The organism is Actinoplanes sp. NPDC051411, assembly GCF_040682075.1.
GTDB lineage: Bacteria > Actinomycetota > Actinomycetes > Mycobacteriales > Micromonosporaceae > Actinoplanes.
Genome location: NZ_JBFBAD010000095.1, coordinates 1 through 14,587, shown reverse-complemented (window position 1 = coordinate 14,587; position 14,587 = coordinate 1). Strand labels below are relative to the sequence as shown.

Genomic DNA, 14,587 nt, shown 5'->3' with positions numbered 1-14,587 from the left:
AGCAAGTCAGGGTCCCAGTCACCGAGCGTGGGCCAGGATGACATCGAACTACTCGAGAGCTGCGGGTCGCCACAACGGCGGCGTCCCTACCAGCGTCGCGACGACGTGCCCGCCGACCAGCACTTCCACGTGTGGCAACGGCGCGTCGGCGAAGCAGCAGGACGGCTCGCACGTGTGGAAGGCCGCTGAGGCTCTCGGCGCCCGCCGGTCGGGCCCTGCGCTCAGTCGTGCGGGTCGTCGCCGGTGGGCCTGGCCGTCGAGAGGATCTCGCGGGCCTGCTCGGCGGCGCGGACGATGCTCTCGGCCACGAAGTCGACGAAGCGGGCGATGTTTTCGAGGCGGACCGCGGCCGGGGTGCCCGGGCCGAGGATGGCGATGCCCTCGCGCGCGGTGTCGGCGAACAGCGCGTTCGCCTTCGCGGCGGAGATCATCGACTGGTACCACACGTCGGAGTCGACGACGTAGCGCTCGCGGCGGCGGTCGTCGCGTTCGCGGCGGACCAGGCCCAGGGTTTCGAGCAGGGCGATCGCCTTGGAGACGGTCGCCGGGCTGACCTCGAGTCTCTGGACCAGCTCGGCGGCGGTCAGGCTGCCCGAGTCGCTGGTGTAGAGGGTGGCCTGCACCCGGGACGGCATCCTGGGCAGGCCCGACTGCATGAAGACGGTCGCGAACGCCTCCTCGTAGTCGCGGACGGCGCCGGGGTCGCGTCCGAAGGGCAGCGCGGGAGCCGCCGCCCCGCGCGGAGCGGCACTGCCGCGGCGGCGGGTGCGGCGTTCGGTGGCGCGGTGGGCCAGGTCGGCCCGGTAGCCGGCCGGGCCGCCGTTGCGCATCACCTCGCGGGTGACCGTCGACGTGGGCCGGTCGAGACGCCGGGCGATCTCCGCGTAGGCGAGGCCGTCGGCCACCCCCAGCGCGATCTGCTGGCGTTCCTGCTGCGTCAGCCTGCCTCCCGGCATGACCACCTCCTCGGCTTTCCGTTCCGACGATAGCGTTCACCCGCCGCCATTGCAACGGCGTCATCCGATCGGCGTTGCATTGCAACTCCGGCTATTGCAACGATTTCCACGCCGTACGCTGCGAAAATGCCAACGAGGTGCAACAACGCCGTTGCTAGACCCGCGAACGCAACGTAGCGTTTCTCATGTCGGAAACACATCGGGACAGGGAGAGAACAATGCCGAACTTCGAGACCCCCACCGCCATCACCGCCGTCGTCGAGATCCCCGCCGGGCGCATCCAGCTCATCGCCGCCGACCGCGCCGACACCACGGTCGAGGTGCGCCCCACCGACCCGTCGAAGAGCCGCGACATCAAGGTCGCCGACCAGACCCGGGTGGAGTTCGCCGACGGGGTCCTGCGCATCGAGACCGCGGCCACGAACCAGCTCTTCGGCCCGTCCGGCACGATCGAGGTCACCGTCCAGCTGCCGGCCGGCTCCCGGGTCGAGGCCAAGGCGGCCAGCGCCGACTTCCGGGCGGTCGGGCGCTTCGGCGACGTCGCCTTCGAGGGCGCGCAGGCCACCATCAAGGTCGACGAGGCGGCGGGCGTCCGGGTCACCGTCTCGGCCGGCGACGTCACGATCGGCCGCCTCACCGGCCCGGCCGCGATCAACACGGTCAAGGGCGACATCCGCGTCACCGAGGCGGTGAGCGGCACCGCCGTCCTGACCACCCAGGCCGGCGAGATCGCGGTGGACGCCGCCGCGGGCGTCTCGGCCACCCTCGACGCGGGCACCACCTACGGCCGCATCCACAACGCGCTCAAGAACACCGGCGGCGCCGACGCGGCACTGCACATCCACGCGACCACCGCGTACGGCGACATCGTCGCCCGCAGCCTCTGACCGCGGCAGTCGATCCGCACCTCCTGGCCCGCGAGGAGGTGCGGATCAGCGCCCGGAGCGGTCGAGTCTCACCGCGACCGCCGAGGCCACCACACCGAGCCCGTTGGCCGCCCAGTGCAGCACGAACGGCGCCAGCAGCCCGCCCGAGAAGTGCCGGAGCAGGGCGAGCACCACCCCGGCCGCGAACGTGAAGCCGAACGTCGCCCAGCGGCTCGGGGCGGCCGCGTTGGTCCGGTCGCCGGGCAGCACGTGCCAGAGCCCGAACAGCACCGGCGTCGCCCACGCGATCGGCCACAACGCCCCGCGGAAGGCGGCCTCCTCGACCGCGACGGTCGAGAGCGGCACCGCGACCAGGGCGGTGAAGAACGCCCGGCCGAGCGGCACCTCGTAGCGCGGATCGCGGAACCGGCGCCGGGTGAACGGCACCAGCAGAGCGATCGCGTAGACGAGGACGGTCAGGCCGAGACCGCCGAGCGCCCAACCGGTGCCACCGACCGGAACGCCGCCGGAGAACCGCCCGGCGATCAGCAGAAACGCGGCGGCGAAGACCGGGCCGAGGATCAGCGGGGCCCGGCCACGGACCAGCGAGAAGGCGGCCAGGAGCACAACGGTGAGTGCCACACCTCCATGAGACCGCCGCCTCGTCGCGCCGGCCACCGGGTGCGTAGCGATGCCCCGGGTGCGCGTGGTTGGGTGTAGCCGTGACGGACACGGCTACCGCGATGGAGGGGCGCACCACCTGGTCGAGGAAGGTGGGCACCCCGCTGCGCCGCTTTCTCAGCACCGAGGCCGGCAGCGCCGGCGTGCTCCTGGCCGCGATCGTGGCCGCCCTGCTCTGGGCCAACCTGGCCGACGGGTCGTACGAGCGGTTCTGGCACATGCCGTTCGCGCTCGACTTCGACGGCTCCCGCATCGACCTGACGCTGCGGGAGTGGATCAACAGCGGCCTGATGACGCTGTTCTTCCTGGTCGTCGGGCTGGAGGCGCGGCGCGAGTTCGACCTCGGTGACCTGCGGGACCGGCGGCGGTTCATCCTGCCCGCGGCGGCCGGCGTGGTCGGCATGATCCTCCCGGTCACCATCTTCCTGGTCGCCAACCACGCCGGGCCGGGCGGGCACGCCTGGGGGGTGGCGATGTCGACCGACACCGCGCTCGCGCTCGGCCTGCTCGCGCTGGTCGGCCGGCGGGTGCCCGACCAGGCACGGCTGTTCCTGGTGACCGTCGCGGTGGTCGACGACTTCGTCGCGCTGGTCGTGATCGCGGTGGCCTACACCGACGAGATCAAGCCGACGCCGCTGCTGGTGGCGGTCGTCGTCTACGCCCTGACTTTCGCGCTGCCGCTGCTCAAGGTGCGCAGCGGCTTCGTCTACGTGCCGTTCGGCCTCGTCGTCTGGGGCGCCATGCTGGCCAGCGGCATCGACCCGGTCGTCTCCGGGCTCGCGCTCGGCCTGACCGCGGCCGCGTACACCCCGGCCCGCAGCGACCTGGAACAGGCCAGTGAGATGTTCCGCTCGTTCCGCGAGCAGCCGACCGCCGAACTGGCCCGCTTCGCCCGGCTCGGCCTGACCCAGACGCTCTCCCCCAACGACCGGCTGACCCGGGTCTACCAGGGCTGGAGCAGCTACCTCATCGTGCCGCTGTTCGGGCTGGCCAACGCCGGCATCTCGATCGACGGCAAGTTCCTCGGGGTGGCGGTCACGTCGTCGATCACGCTGGGCGTCTTCATCGCGTACGTCGTCGGTAAGCCGCTGGCGATCGCCGGCGTCTCCGCTCTCGTGACGTTGCTGAGCAAGGGCACGATCCGGCCGGCGGTGGGCTGGGCCTCGGTGGCGGGCACCGGCACGATCGCCGGCATCGGCTTCACGGTGTCGTTCCTGATCGCCGACCTGGCGCTGAAGGGTCCGCAGCTGGCCGAGGCGAAGCTGGGCCTGCTCGCCGGCGGGGTGGCCGCGTCGGTGCTCACCTGGGGCATCTTCCGGGTCGTCAGCTCACTGCCGAAGGCCCGCAAGGCGATGCTGCTGCTCGGCGACGCCGACCAGCTCACCGACCTGATCCCCGAGGTCGACCCGGAACGCGACCACACCCGCGGGCCGGCCGACGCCTCGGTCACGCTGGTCGAGTACGGCGACTTCCAGTGCCCGTACTGCGGCCGCGCCGAACCGGTGGTGCGCGAGCTGCTCACCGACATCGACCTGCGGTATGTCTGGCGGCATCTGCCGCTGTCCGACGTGCACCCGCAGGCCCAGCTGGCCGCCGAGGCCGCCGAGGCCGCCGCCGAACAGGGCAAGTTCTGGGAGATGCACGACCTGCTGCTCGCCCACCAGGACAAGCTGCGCATCGTCGACCTGCTGAAGTACGCCGAGCAGATCGGCCTCGACCAGGAACGCTTCCACGACGATGTAATGGGCCAAGCCTACGCCGAGCGCATCACCGAGGACCTCGACTCGGCCGACCTGAGCGGGGTCTCCGGCACGCCGACGTTCTTCGTCAACGGCAAGCGGCACTACGGGGCGTACGACGTGCACACCCTCAAGGAGGCGATCCGGGTCGCCCGGGTCAGGGCGAAGATCGCCGCAGCTTCACCGTCGCGTCGACGCGGGTGATCGTGTTCCCGTCCTGATCCTGCTGCTCGCGCGGGTGGGTGGTGCTGGTCAGCACCGTCCAGCCGTCGTCCAGCTTCAGCGAGGCGATCACTTCGTCGGGCGAGGGAAAGTGAATGTCGCCATGCCCGAACGGCCCGTGATCCATGTGGCCCTCGATGATCAGGGTTCCGCCGGGTGCCACCGCGTCGGCGGCCCGGCGCAAGATCTTCTCCCGGTCGAACTCCTCCCAGAAGTGCAGGAACTGAGCCGACACCAGATCGAACGAGCCCGCCGGGAACGACTCCTGCAGGTCGTGTCGCTGAAAATCGATCGTGACCCCGGCGTCGGCGGCGTGCTGACGCGCCCGCGCGAGGGCGACGCCCGAGACGTCGACCGCGGTGACCTGCCAGCCCTGCCGGGCCAGCCAGACGGCGTCGGCCCCCTCGCCGCAGCCGAGATCGAGCGCCCGCCCGGGCGACAGATCGGAGATTTCCGAAACGAGGGCCACGTTCGGGTTGCCGCTCCAAATCTGCTGGGACTCGGCGTAGCGCGAATCCCAGGCTTCCTCATGACTCATGCCACCAGCGTGCCGTCAGGCCTTACCGTGCGGCAAAGAAACTTGCCGAAACGGCAATCATCCGGCCCGTCGCCGCGCCCGTCGCGCCGCCAGTTCGTCGCCCGCCGCGGGCTCCTCCGGCGCGGCCGGAAGCGGCTGCGGGGAACCGGCCGGCTCGGCCGGCAGATGCGACAGCGAACCCTGGATCTCCTTGAACGCCCCGCCGATCGCGATCCCGAACACCCCCTGGCCGCCCTGCAGCAGGTCGACCACCTCTTCGGGGGAACGGCACTCGTAGACCGTCGTGCCATCGGAGATCAGCGTGATGGCGGCCATGTCGTCGACCCCGCGCGACCGCAGCGCCTCGATCGCCCGCCGGATGTTCTGCAGCGAGACCCCGGCGTCCAGCAGGCGCTTGACCACCTTGAGAACGACCAGGTCACGGAAGGAGTAGAGACGCTGGGTGCCCGAGCCCTCGGCGTTGCGGACGCTCGGCGAGACCAGCGAGGTGCGAGCCCAGTAGTCCAACTGGCGGTAGCTGATCCCGACCGCCTGGCACGCCGTCACCCCGCGATAACCCAGTTCACCGTCCTCGCCGACAAGAGCTCCCTCGGAAGGCTGCTCGTGCACGCGACCACCTCCCCGCTGCGCGGTGCCGCTTCACCTGGACTTCACGAGCGTATATCTCAGACGGCGGCGGAAGAGGGAGGTAACTGCACGACACGCCGCGTATGGACGACCGCCGTGATCGAAATCAGCCAGCGAAATCTTCCGGGCGCACCTGGTCGAGGAACTCGCGGAACTTCTCGACCTCGTCCTCCTGCTCGTCCGGGATGACGATGCCGGCCTCGGTCAGCACCTGGTCGGCGCACCGGATCGGGGCGCCCACCCGCAGCGCCAGCGCGATCGAGTCACTCGGCCGCGCCGAGACCCGCAGGTCGTCGCCGATCAGCAGGTCGGCATAGAAGACATTGTCCTTCAACTCGGTGATCTCGACCGCCTTGAGCGGCGCCTCGAGCGCCGCCAGGATGTCGCGCAGCAGATCGTGGGTCAGCGGCCGGGCCGGCTTGACCCCCTGCTGCTCATAGGCGATCGCGGTCGCCTCGACCGCGCCGATCCAGATCGGAAGATACCGATCGCCGTCGACCTCCCGCAGAAGGACGATCGGCTGGTTGCTCGGCAGCTCCACCCGAACTCCGACAACGCTCAGCTCGCGCACCGTCCGCCTCCGTGTCGTCTCGCCGCCCCGCACGGCTGCCCCTAACCTGCACGGTACACGCACGCCGTCCGTATCCCACGGTCGCGGCACACCGCCCTTTCAGCGCCCGAGTTCCCCTCGCAGACCGGTTCGCACCAGTGCGGCGTGCAGACGCTGGGACAGCGCCTGCAGGTCGCGCGCGGTCTCACCGGCCCGGGCCCGAGCGCCCGGATCGCTCTGCCGCACCAGCGGCGCCAGCAGCTGTGTGAACAGGCCCACCTCGCGGTCGGCGGCGGCCCGGAAGGCCCGCAGATGCCGCACCTCGAGCCCGTAGTGGGTCAGCCCCACCACGGCCTCCACGATGATCACCGCGTCCGCGTCGTACCACCCCGGCGGACGGGCCGTGACCAGGCCGATCTGTTCGAGCTCGTCGAGCAGCGCGTCGGTGACACCCGTGCGCTCGATCACATCCTCCCGGGGAATCCGGGAGTCGGCCGGGTCGGACGCCCGCTCGGTGCCGACCGCGACCAGCGTCGGACGGGCCGGCGGGGCCGGCTCGTTCTCCATCCGCTCCAGCTGCTCGCGGATCACCCGCAACGGAAGATATTGGTCGCGCTGGGCGGTCAGCACGAACCGGAGTCTCGCCACGTCGTTCCACGAGTATTTGCGGTAGCCGGAGGCGGTGCGCTGGGGGTCGACCAGACCCTCCGCCTCCAGGAACCGCAACTTGGAGATCGTGGTGTCGGGGAACTCGGTGCGCAGATGGGCCAGCACCTCCCCGATGCTCATCAGCGCAGCCTCGCGGGAACCCGGGGACCGTGCCCCCGGGTCGCGCGCGGCCGCCCCCGACGAGGTCACGCCCGGCCGACCTCGCCCTCGGGCCGCGGCCCGGCGATGAACACCAGGCGGAACTTGCCGATCTGCACCTCGTCACCGTTGCTGAGCGTGGCCGCTTCGACCCGCTCGCGGTTGACATAGGTGCCGTTCAGCGAGCCGACGTCGCGCACCGTGAAGGTGCCGCCCTCGCGGTGGAACTCCGCGTGGCGGCGTGACACCGTCACGTCGTCGAGGAAGATGTCGCTGTCGGGGTGTCGCCCGCTGGTCGTCACGTCGTGGTCGAGCAGGAACCGGGCCCCCGCGTTCGGGCCTCGGCGCACGACCAGCAGCGCCATGCCGGGCGGCAGCGAACCGGACATGCGGCTCGGCACCACGTCGGTGTCGGGACCCTCGAGAACCTCGTCGAGAGCGCCGAGGTTCAGCGTGGACGTGACGTCGAGCGGGGGGAACTCGTCGTCTGGGCGCGTCATCGGACCACCTCACGGATCAGTTGGTCGTGGCGGCACGGGTTGCTCCCCCGCCGCGGCCGTCAGGCCCGGACGCACGACTATCGGTTTCAAAGGAATAACAGTTGTTGGTGCGCCCCGCGAGCCTAGTAAGCGCCAATATCGCGAGGCAACCGGACGCGCTGAGCGGATCAGCTCTCGGTGAGAGCCTTGTATGCCTCGGCGTCCAGCAACCGCCCGATCTCGCCCGCGTCATCGGGGACGATCTCCACCAGCCAGCCGGCCGCGTACGGTTCGGCATTGATCAGTTCCGGCTCGTCGGACAGCGACGCGTTCTTCGCCACCACCGTGCCGGCGATCGGCGCGTAGATCTCCGAGACGCTCTTGGTCGACTCGATCTCGCCCAGCGAGTCGCCCGCCCGCACCGCCGTGCCCTCGTCGGGCAGCTGCACGAAGACGATGTCACCGAGGGCGTCCTGCGCGAAGTGGGTGATGCCCACCCGCACCGGGCCGCTGCCGTCACCGGCCACCCATTCGTGCTCCGCGGTGTACCGCAGGTCTCCAGGAATCACGCATTCCTCCGTTGTCACGCCGGCCTTGCTTACGAGGCGGGCTTCGCGTATTGCAGAGAACCGGCCTTGCGCACCGCGGTCACCTCGACCATGGTTTGCGCCTCCATCGTCACGCTACCGCCGGCGCCGTTTATCGACGCCACCACCCCGCCGGGGATCTGCAGCGCCGTCTGCATGGTCTGCGGGGAGCCGATCACCCACAGCGTCCACGGCCCGGTGAGCCGCGTGCCGTCGGCGTCGATCCCGCCGCCTTGGGCGTCGACGAAGTAGCTGGACGCGACGATCCGCACCGCGGCGCCGTCCACTCCCGCCAACTCCATCACCTCCCCGCCCGAGCCGCGCAACTCTTGCACGGCGTTGAGGATCTCCGACGCCTTCACCTTATCGATTGTGATCTTGAGCCCAGGGCCCTTACCCGCCAGCGTGCCCGCGAGCAGGCCCAACTCGTCCGCCCGCTTCTCCGCCTCGGTCAGCGCCGCCTGCCGGCTCGACACGCCCGACGTCAGCTGCCGCTGGCTCGACTCCAGGGACTGGATCTCGGTCTGCAGGCGGCTGTCCCTCGACTCCAGGTCGGACAGGATCGACACGAGATCCTCCTGCCGCGCGGTCGCCAGACCCTGGTCGTCGTTGTTGCTGCGCAACTGCACGACGAGCGTGTAACCCAGCAACAACAGCAGAACCCAGATCAAAGCGCCGGCCGAGGTCAGCTTCTTCTTGGCGGGCGGCTTCCCGCCGGTCTCCTCCGCCGCCTTTTCCGGTACGAGGCGGTCCCCGTCCCCAGAAGCAGCAGCGTCGTCAATGCCTTTCACTCCCGGCACCCGTTCGGGGGACGGCTCGGCCCCCTCCGCCGCCCCAGTCGCGCCCGGCCGAACGCGCTCGACTGTCGGCCCGTCGTCGAGGTTGAGCGTCTCCGCCATCGACAGCGAAGCGCTCTCGGCGCCCTCCGGCGTCTCGGCGTCCTCCGGCGTCTCCGCGACCGACGGCGACCGCAGCACCCGGGTCTCACCGTCGTCGAGGAGCGGCCGGCGCAGCGCCCGCGTCTCCTCGGCCACCGGCCGGCTCAGCGCCCGGGTCTCCTCATCGGCCAGGCCGGACCCATCGGCCGCGGACCCCGTGGCAACGGTCGGCTCGTCGTCGTCGGAGGAGGTCACCGTCCGCGGGATCGGCCGGCCGATCGGCCCCGTGACCGACGCCGGACGGCGGCCCGCGGTCGGCATCTCCAGCCGGGGCGGAACCGCCGGCGAGTCCTCGGACGGCACAGCCTCCGCGGGAGCCGCCTTGTCGGGTTCTTGTCGATCGCTCATCGCCCGGTCCTATGCCCGGAAGAGGTGCCGGCGGATCGCGGCGACGTTGCCGAAGATGCGGACGCCGAGCACGACCACCACGCCGGTCGACAGCTGGCTGCCGACGCCCAGCTGGTCGCCGAGGTAGACGATCAGGGCCGCCACCAGCACGTTCGAGATGAACGACACGACGAACTGCTTGTCGTCGAAGATGCCGTCCAGCTTCGCGCGGACGCCGCCGAACACCGCGTCGAGCGCGGCCACCACGGCGATCGGCAGGTAGGGCTGCAGGGCGTTGGGCACCGTGGGGTGCACCACGATGCCCAGGACGACCCCGACGAGCAGGGCTAGTACGGCGATCATCGGCCGCCTTCCGACGGTGAGTCGTGCGGCTGCGCCGCCTTGGCTGATCCTGACGGACTTGATCCGGACGGGCTGGGGGGCGGTGTCGACGGGACCGCCACCCGCAGCTTGAGCTCGGTCGCCGCGTCGAGCGTCACGTTCTTCACGCCCGACGCGTCGAACGACATGCCGTATTTGCTGACGAGCTCCTTGAAGAACTTGCCCGCGTAGCCGTCCCGGAAGTTCTTCGCGAGGTCGTCGGGCCCGATCGCGACCACCTCGTAGGGCGTGCTGACCGGCCGGAAGTCGACCAGGATCGCCTCGCCGGCCTGGCGGATCGTCGACGTCGCGGTCAGGCGCTGCCCGTTGATCGCGATCGCCTCGGCCCCGAGCGACCACAGCGCGTTGGTCGCCAGCTGCAGGTCGGTGTCCTTGACCTGGCCGGCCGTGTTCTTCTCGCCGGTCAGCGGGTTGACCGGGGCCGGGCCGTCGCGCAGCGTGATCTTGGCGCCGGAACCCCGCACCGGGGCCAGCCCGGTCTGCGACTCGAGGTCCTTGAGCTGGGCCACCGCGGCCCCGCCGAGCTCCTTCTCGCGCAGCGCCGACACGTCGCTGTTGAGCTGGTCGGCCTGCTTCTGCAGCTGCTCGGTCTCGTCGCGGCGCCGCTGCACCTGGTCGATCAGCGCGGTGCGGGCCTTGGTCGCGGCCGGCTGGTCGGCCACCGTCTGCTGGTAGGCCACGACCAGCAGAAATCCGAGACCGACCAGGGTCACGAAGGCGATCGCACTGGTCGACCATCGGCGCGCTCCGGTCGCCTCGCCTTCGCGGGCCTTGCGCGCGGCGGCGTCGGCATAGCCGGGGTCGAGCGGGTTGCGGAACAGTTCGGTGAGGAAGTCGGGGGTGAAGGTCCGCTTCGCGGGGCCGCCACTGCCGTCCGGGTCGGGCGGGCGCGCGCCGGCCAGACCGCCGGTGGCCTGCGCCGCCGTGGGGTTCTCGGGGCGGGTCGTCATCCCGCGGCCAGCCGGTCGGCCCGCAGCAGCTGGGCGGTCTGGGCGAGATAGAGCGCACCGGCGGCCCAGTAGAGCGCGAGCGCCCACCACGCCAGCCCCCACCCGACCGGGCCCATCCACGAGTCGATCGAGGGCACGGCCTGGGCGAGCAGGATCGCCGGGAACGCCGCGAGCAGCACAAACGTGCCCGTCTTGCCCACGTAGTGCACCGGCGGCGGCCCGTAGCCGTGTCGCCGCAGCACCAGCAGCGCGACCGCGAGCACCGCCTCACGCAGCAGCAGCGCCCCGGTCAGCCAGTAGGGCACGACGCCCCGCACCGTGAACCCGATCAGCGTCGCCAGGATGTAGAGCCGGTCGGCGAACGGGTCGAGCAGCTCCCCGAGCCGCGACACCGAGTTCATCCGCCGCGCCACGAACCCGTCGACCCAGTCGGTGGTGCCGCCGATCGCCAGCACGATCACGGCGGCCACGTCGTGGTGCGGCCCGAGCATCAGATAGAGGAAGACCGGGACGCCGAGCAGCCGGATGAAGCTGATGACGTTGGGGATCGTCCAGATCCGGTTGGAAGCGACGATGGGCGGCGGCGCAGCCTGCTGCGACATCGCGACTTCCTCTCCCCCTAGGCAAAACCCCCCGCGAGCCGCCCTCCCGCCGATTGGGCGATCACGGAAAGGCCGGGCCGGCCAACGGTCCCCCGACCGCCGGGCACGCAATCCCGAAATCTCGCGGAGCAACTATAACCAGCCCGGTTCGTCGCGCCCGCTACCCGGCGTCCCCGATCACTCACGTCACACCGCGAACGCCATCCTAGGATCCTAGATATGACCTCGGCCCGTCGGTCACCACCAAAGCAGGGCCGGCGCCGGCGCCCCTAGAGTTTCCGGCATGACCGCGCCCGCCGATCGTTCCCCCAGCATCCTGGCGGTCGCCGACGAAGGCGGCCGCCAGATCGGCACGGCGGTGCTGATCAGCACCGATATCGTCGCGACCGCCGCGCACGTTCTCCAGGGACTGACGATCTCGACCGTCACTCTCGTCAACGTCGCCGATAACGACCATTATCGGGCAAAAGCCGAATATTCCGGCGACGGCAAGGGTCCGGACCTGGCCCTCCTGCGTATTCTCGGACAGCCCCCACGGATGCGGCCGGCCCTCTTGACCCAGCGAGTCCGTCCCGGCGAAGAGGTGCGCGTCCTCGGCATCGGCCGGGACTTCCCGACCGGCGTGTGGGTCCAGGGCAGGATTGCCGGCCGCCTCGCAGCCGACATGGTGCAGATCCACATCACGGCGGGTTCGGTCGACGGCGGATTCAGCGGGGCGCCCGTGGTGTCGGTGGACGGCGAGGTCCTGGGCATCGTGATCGAACGGACGACGAACGACTCCGGTCAGGACATCGTCATGCTCCCGGCCGAGACGATCCGGCGGCTGCGCCCGGATCGTCAGCCTCCGGCCCACCGGCCCGCCGACCCGGCGCAACGGCGCCGGGGCGACGCCGTCTATTCCGGCTACGCTTCGGACGCCGCCGTCGGCGAGGACCTCCTCGACCGGGGTGCCGAGGTGGAGGCGCTCGCGCTGCTCATCGCGGCCCGCAGCACCGCGCCACCGATGTCGGTCGGCCTCTTCGGTGACTGGGGAACCGGCAAGACGTTCTTCCTGGAGAAGCTGCGCGAGCGCATCCGGGAGATGACCGCCGACCCGGCCGACGAGGAATCCGTCTGCCGCCAGGTCCGGCAGATCGTGTTCAACGCCTGGCACTACACCGACGCCAACCTGTGGGCGAGCCTGGTCTCCGCCATCTTCACCGAGCTGGCGGAGCCCCGGCACGGCGAGAGCACCGCCGAGGCGCGGGAACGCTGGGCCGGCCAGCGACGCCTGCTCGTGCGGGAACTCGAGACCACCCGCGAACACCTCGGCGAGGCCCAGGCCCGGTACACGGCGGCCGAAGCCGAGGTCGGAAAAGTCGCCGGCGACCTGGAAAGGGTTCGCGCCGAGCGCAGCCGCGACCGTCAGGTGCTGCGCACCATGCAGGCCGTCGGCGAGCTGGTCCTGGATGACGACGGGATGCGGGAGCGCCTGCGGGAGGCCGGCCGGCAACTCGACCTGCAAGCCGGCACCGAGCTGCAGGAACTGCGGCGCGCGGCCGACGACGCCGCGACGCTCACGCAGCGCGTGGGGCGGTTGTGGAGCCTGGTCCGCGCCCGGGACCGCGGACGCGTGACAACCTGGTTCTGGTGCGCCGGCGCGGTCGCCGCGGCTCTGTGCGTCGTGGTGCCGCTGCTGGTCGACCGCTTCGCCAACGGCGTCGTCCAGGTCTTCGCCGGCCTGGTGGCGTGCGCGGTCCCGCTCGCTGCCGCCGCGCGCCAGGCCCTGCGGACGGTCGGCCGGGTCGCCGGCATCGCCGAGTCGGTGGCGGACAAGGCGGCCCAGGTCGAGCAGAAGGTCCGTGAGCGACAGGCGCGCGAGGAGGCGGCGATGCTCGCCGACCTGCGGGACCTGGAGTCCAAGGAGGCCGAGCTGCGAGCAGACCTCGCGGCGGCACAGGCCCGCAAGGACGCCGCGGCGCGCGCCCTGGAGGACGCCGAGTCGGGCCGGCAGCTGGCCTCGTTCGTCCGCGAACGCAGTGAGAGCGCCGACTACCGTGGGCAGCTCGGCATCATCGCCACGGTCCGGCGCGACTTCGACCGCCTCGCCGAGCTGCTGACGCAGGCGGACTGGGAGCGCGCGCCGAGGCCGCTGGAGCGGATCGTGCTGTACGTCGACGACCTCGACCGGTGCGCGCCCGACCGGGTCGTGGAGGTGTTGCAGGCGGTTCACCTGCTGTTGGGCCTGCCGTTGTTCGTGGTGGTGGTCGCGGTCGACCCGCGATGGATGCTGGGGTCCCTCGACCTGCATTTCGAGCGCGTCCTGGGCCGCAAACAGACCGCCGCGGCCGAGACCCGGCACTGGGCGGCCACGCCGGTCAACTACCTCGAGAAGATCTTCCAGATCCCGTTCAACATCTCCGCCATGCTGCCCGCCGACTTCGGCCGGCTGATCGGCGACCTGGTGACCCCGGCCCCGGATCCGTCGCCCGAGCCCGCCTCGCGCGCGATCGTCGGGCCGGATGCGCTGAGAACCGACCGCGCGCCCGGCTCCAGGGCTGCGGCGACGAGCGCCGGGCAGCCGGTCGCGCTCCACGCCCGGGCCGAGTTCCGCACGCTGACGGTGAGCGACGCCGAACGCGAGCTGCTGGCCGCCATGGGCCCTCTGATCGCGACCCCGCGGGCCGCGAAACGACTGGTCAACCTCTACCGGCTCACCCGGGCGCTGCTGTCCGAGGAGACGCTGGCCGCGTTCGTCCAGCAACGCGACTATCAGAGCGTGGTGGTGCTGCTCGCCGTCCTCGTCGGGATGCCGCAGGAGGCGATGGGCCTGTTCGACGGCGTACTCGAAGCGGACGGGGCGCAGCCGTGGGCCGAGTTCGTCGCCCGGCTGGAACCCGGGCGGCTGCGGGACGCGCTCACCGGGGTGCTGCCCGAGCTCACCGACACGATGACGGTCGATCGGATGAGAGGCTGGATCCCGCTCGTCGCCCGTTACTCCTTCCACACCGGAGAGCTGGCTGGTTCGACCACCTGGGCCCCGCCCGTCGAGCACCGGCGAAACCCGGCAACCCTGATCCCGCACTGACGCCGGGGCCGCCGGGTGTCACCCGGCGGCCCCGGCCCGTACGGGCGGCCGGTGTCAGCCCTTCGCCCGAAGTGGCTGCTGGTTGGTGTCGAGGGTGACGACGGCACCACCCGCGAACGGTGTCGCGGGGCCGAAATTCGATCCGCCGCCCAACGCGCCGCGGGTGTACGACGACGAGCCGGTCACCGCCAGGCCGGTACCGCTGACGCCCACGCTCAGTTCGAACAAGGCTCCGGCCTGCAGCGAACC

At 71.2% G+C, this 14,587-nt stretch carries 16 protein-coding genes; 3 read left to right on the top strand and 13 right to left on the bottom strand.

Annotation, left to right across the window (positions count from 1 at the left end):
- Positions 1-221: 221 nt before the first annotated feature.
- Positions 222-956: a helix-turn-helix domain-containing protein gene (locus AB0M88_RS37750; protein WP_364110634.1), complete on the bottom strand. Its 735-nt coding sequence runs from the start codon at positions 954-956 to the stop codon at positions 222-224.
- Positions 957-1,174: 218 nt separating this feature from the next.
- Between AB0M88_RS37750 and AB0M88_RS37745 the strand changes: the two genes are divergently transcribed.
- Complete coding sequence (locus AB0M88_RS37745; RefSeq protein ID WP_364110633.1) at positions 1,175-1,843, top strand: DUF4097 family beta strand repeat-containing protein; 669 nt, start codon at positions 1,175-1,177, stop codon at positions 1,841-1,843.
- Positions 1,844-1,888: 45 nt separating this feature from the next.
- On the opposite strand, the gene AB0M88_RS37740 is transcribed toward AB0M88_RS37745, so the two are convergent.
- Positions 1,889-2,464 (bottom strand): CPBP family intramembrane glutamic endopeptidase, encoded by a 576-nt coding sequence (locus tag AB0M88_RS37740; protein WP_364110632.1) that lies wholly within the window; start codon positions 2,462-2,464, stop codon positions 1,889-1,891.
- 80 nt (positions 2,465-2,544) lie between these two features.
- Here AB0M88_RS37740 and AB0M88_RS37735 point away from each other — a divergent pair, with 80 nt between their 5' ends.
- On the top strand, positions 2,545-4,446 hold the full coding sequence (locus AB0M88_RS37735; RefSeq protein WP_364110631.1) for a Na+/H+ antiporter NhaA: 1,902 nt from the start codon (positions 2,545-2,547) through the stop codon (positions 4,444-4,446).
- On the opposite strand, the gene AB0M88_RS37730 is transcribed toward AB0M88_RS37735, so the two are convergent.
- The 10 genes from AB0M88_RS37730 to AB0M88_RS37685 all read right to left on the bottom strand — a co-directional run bounded on the left by AB0M88_RS37730 (position 4,400) and on the right by AB0M88_RS37685 (position 11,271).
- Positions 4,400-5,002: a class I SAM-dependent methyltransferase gene (locus AB0M88_RS37730; protein ID WP_364110630.1), complete on the bottom strand. Its 603-nt coding sequence runs from the start codon at positions 5,000-5,002 to the stop codon at positions 4,400-4,402. The two genes, AB0M88_RS37735 and AB0M88_RS37730, sit on opposite strands and share 47 nt — an antisense overlap.
- A gap of 57 nt (positions 5,003-5,059) precedes the next feature.
- Entirely contained in the window at positions 5,060-5,611 is a 552-nt protein-coding gene (locus AB0M88_RS37725) for a MerR family transcriptional regulator (RefSeq protein WP_364110629.1), read from the bottom strand.
- A gap of 124 nt (positions 5,612-5,735) precedes the next feature.
- Positions 5,736-6,200: a bifunctional nuclease family protein gene (locus AB0M88_RS37720; protein ID WP_364110628.1), complete on the bottom strand. Its 465-nt coding sequence runs from the start codon at positions 6,198-6,200 to the stop codon at positions 5,736-5,738.
- Positions 6,201-6,299: 99 nt separating this feature from the next.
- Positions 6,300-6,968 carry a MerR family transcriptional regulator gene (locus AB0M88_RS37715; RefSeq protein WP_364110627.1) on the bottom strand — a complete coding sequence of 223 codons (669 nt, stop codon included), beginning with the start codon at positions 6,966-6,968 and terminating at the stop codon, positions 6,300-6,302.
- Between the two features lie 65 nt (positions 6,969-7,033).
- Entirely contained in the window at positions 7,034-7,486 is a 453-nt protein-coding gene (locus AB0M88_RS37710) for an FHA domain-containing protein (RefSeq protein WP_364110626.1), read from the bottom strand.
- Positions 7,487-7,653: 167 nt separating this feature from the next.
- Positions 7,654-8,034: a glycine cleavage system protein GcvH gene (gene gcvH / locus AB0M88_RS37705; RefSeq protein ID WP_364110625.1), complete on the bottom strand. Its 381-nt coding sequence runs from the start codon at positions 8,032-8,034 to the stop codon at positions 7,654-7,656.
- A gap of 29 nt (positions 8,035-8,063) precedes the next feature.
- Complete coding sequence (locus AB0M88_RS37700) at positions 8,064-9,338, bottom strand: DUF881 domain-containing protein (RefSeq protein WP_364110624.1); 1,275 nt, start codon at positions 9,336-9,338, stop codon at positions 8,064-8,066.
- 9 nt (positions 9,339-9,347) lie between these two features.
- Entirely contained in the window at positions 9,348-9,680 is a 333-nt protein-coding gene (locus AB0M88_RS37695) for a small basic family protein (RefSeq protein WP_364110623.1), read from the bottom strand.
- Positions 9,677-10,669: a DUF881 domain-containing protein gene (locus tag AB0M88_RS37690; protein WP_364110622.1), complete on the bottom strand. Its 993-nt coding sequence runs from the start codon at positions 10,667-10,669 to the stop codon at positions 9,677-9,679. The genes AB0M88_RS37695 and AB0M88_RS37690 overlap by 4 nt, the downstream gene beginning before the upstream one ends.
- Positions 10,666-11,271 (bottom strand): CDP-alcohol phosphatidyltransferase family protein, encoded by a 606-nt coding sequence (locus tag AB0M88_RS37685; RefSeq protein WP_364110621.1) that lies wholly within the window; start codon positions 11,269-11,271, stop codon positions 10,666-10,668. The genes AB0M88_RS37690 and AB0M88_RS37685 overlap by 4 nt, the downstream gene beginning before the upstream one ends.
- A gap of 283 nt (positions 11,272-11,554) precedes the next feature.
- On the opposite strand from AB0M88_RS37685, the gene AB0M88_RS37680 reads away from it, so the two are divergent.
- Positions 11,555-14,338 (top strand): P-loop NTPase fold protein, encoded by a 2,784-nt coding sequence (locus tag AB0M88_RS37680; protein WP_364110620.1) that lies wholly within the window; start codon positions 11,555-11,557, stop codon positions 14,336-14,338.
- A 54-nt stretch (positions 14,339-14,392) separates the two neighbouring features.
- On the opposite strand, the gene AB0M88_RS37675 is transcribed toward AB0M88_RS37680, so the two are convergent.
- A partial coding sequence (locus AB0M88_RS37675) for a hypothetical protein (RefSeq protein ID WP_364110619.1) occupies positions 14,393-14,587 on the bottom strand: 195 nt, incomplete at its 5' end.

Coding starts and splice junctions, on each gene's coding strand:
- AB0M88_RS37745 (WP_364110633.1), top strand. CDS start 1,175: ATGCCGAACTTCGAGACCCCCACCGCCATCACCGCCGTCGTCGAGATC.
- AB0M88_RS37710 (WP_364110626.1), bottom strand. CDS start 7,486: ATGACGCGCCCAGACGACGAGTTCCCCCCGCTCGACGTCACGTCCACG.
- AB0M88_RS37750 (WP_364110634.1), bottom strand. CDS start 956: ATGCCGGGAGGCAGGCTGACGCAGCAGGAACGCCAGCAGATCGCGCTG.
- AB0M88_RS37715 (WP_364110627.1), bottom strand. CDS start 6,968: ATGAGCATCGGGGAGGTGCTGGCCCATCTGCGCACCGAGTTCCCCGAC.
- AB0M88_RS37695 (WP_364110623.1), bottom strand. CDS start 9,680: ATGATCGCCGTACTAGCCCTGCTCGTCGGGGTCGTCCTGGGCATCGTG.
- AB0M88_RS37690 (WP_364110622.1), bottom strand. CDS start 10,669: ATGACGACCCGCCCCGAGAACCCCACGGCGGCGCAGGCCACCGGCGGT.
- AB0M88_RS37730 (WP_364110630.1), bottom strand. CDS start 5,002: ATGAGTCATGAGGAAGCCTGGGATTCGCGCTACGCCGAGTCCCAGCAG.
- AB0M88_RS37685 (WP_364110621.1), bottom strand. CDS start 11,271: ATGTCGCAGCAGGCTGCGCCGCCGCCCATCGTCGCTTCCAACCGGATC.
- AB0M88_RS37700 (WP_364110624.1), bottom strand. CDS start 9,338: ATGAGCGATCGACAAGAACCCGACAAGGCGGCTCCCGCGGAGGCTGTG.
- AB0M88_RS37680 (WP_364110620.1), top strand. CDS start 11,555: ATGACCGCGCCCGCCGATCGTTCCCCCAGCATCCTGGCGGTCGCCGAC.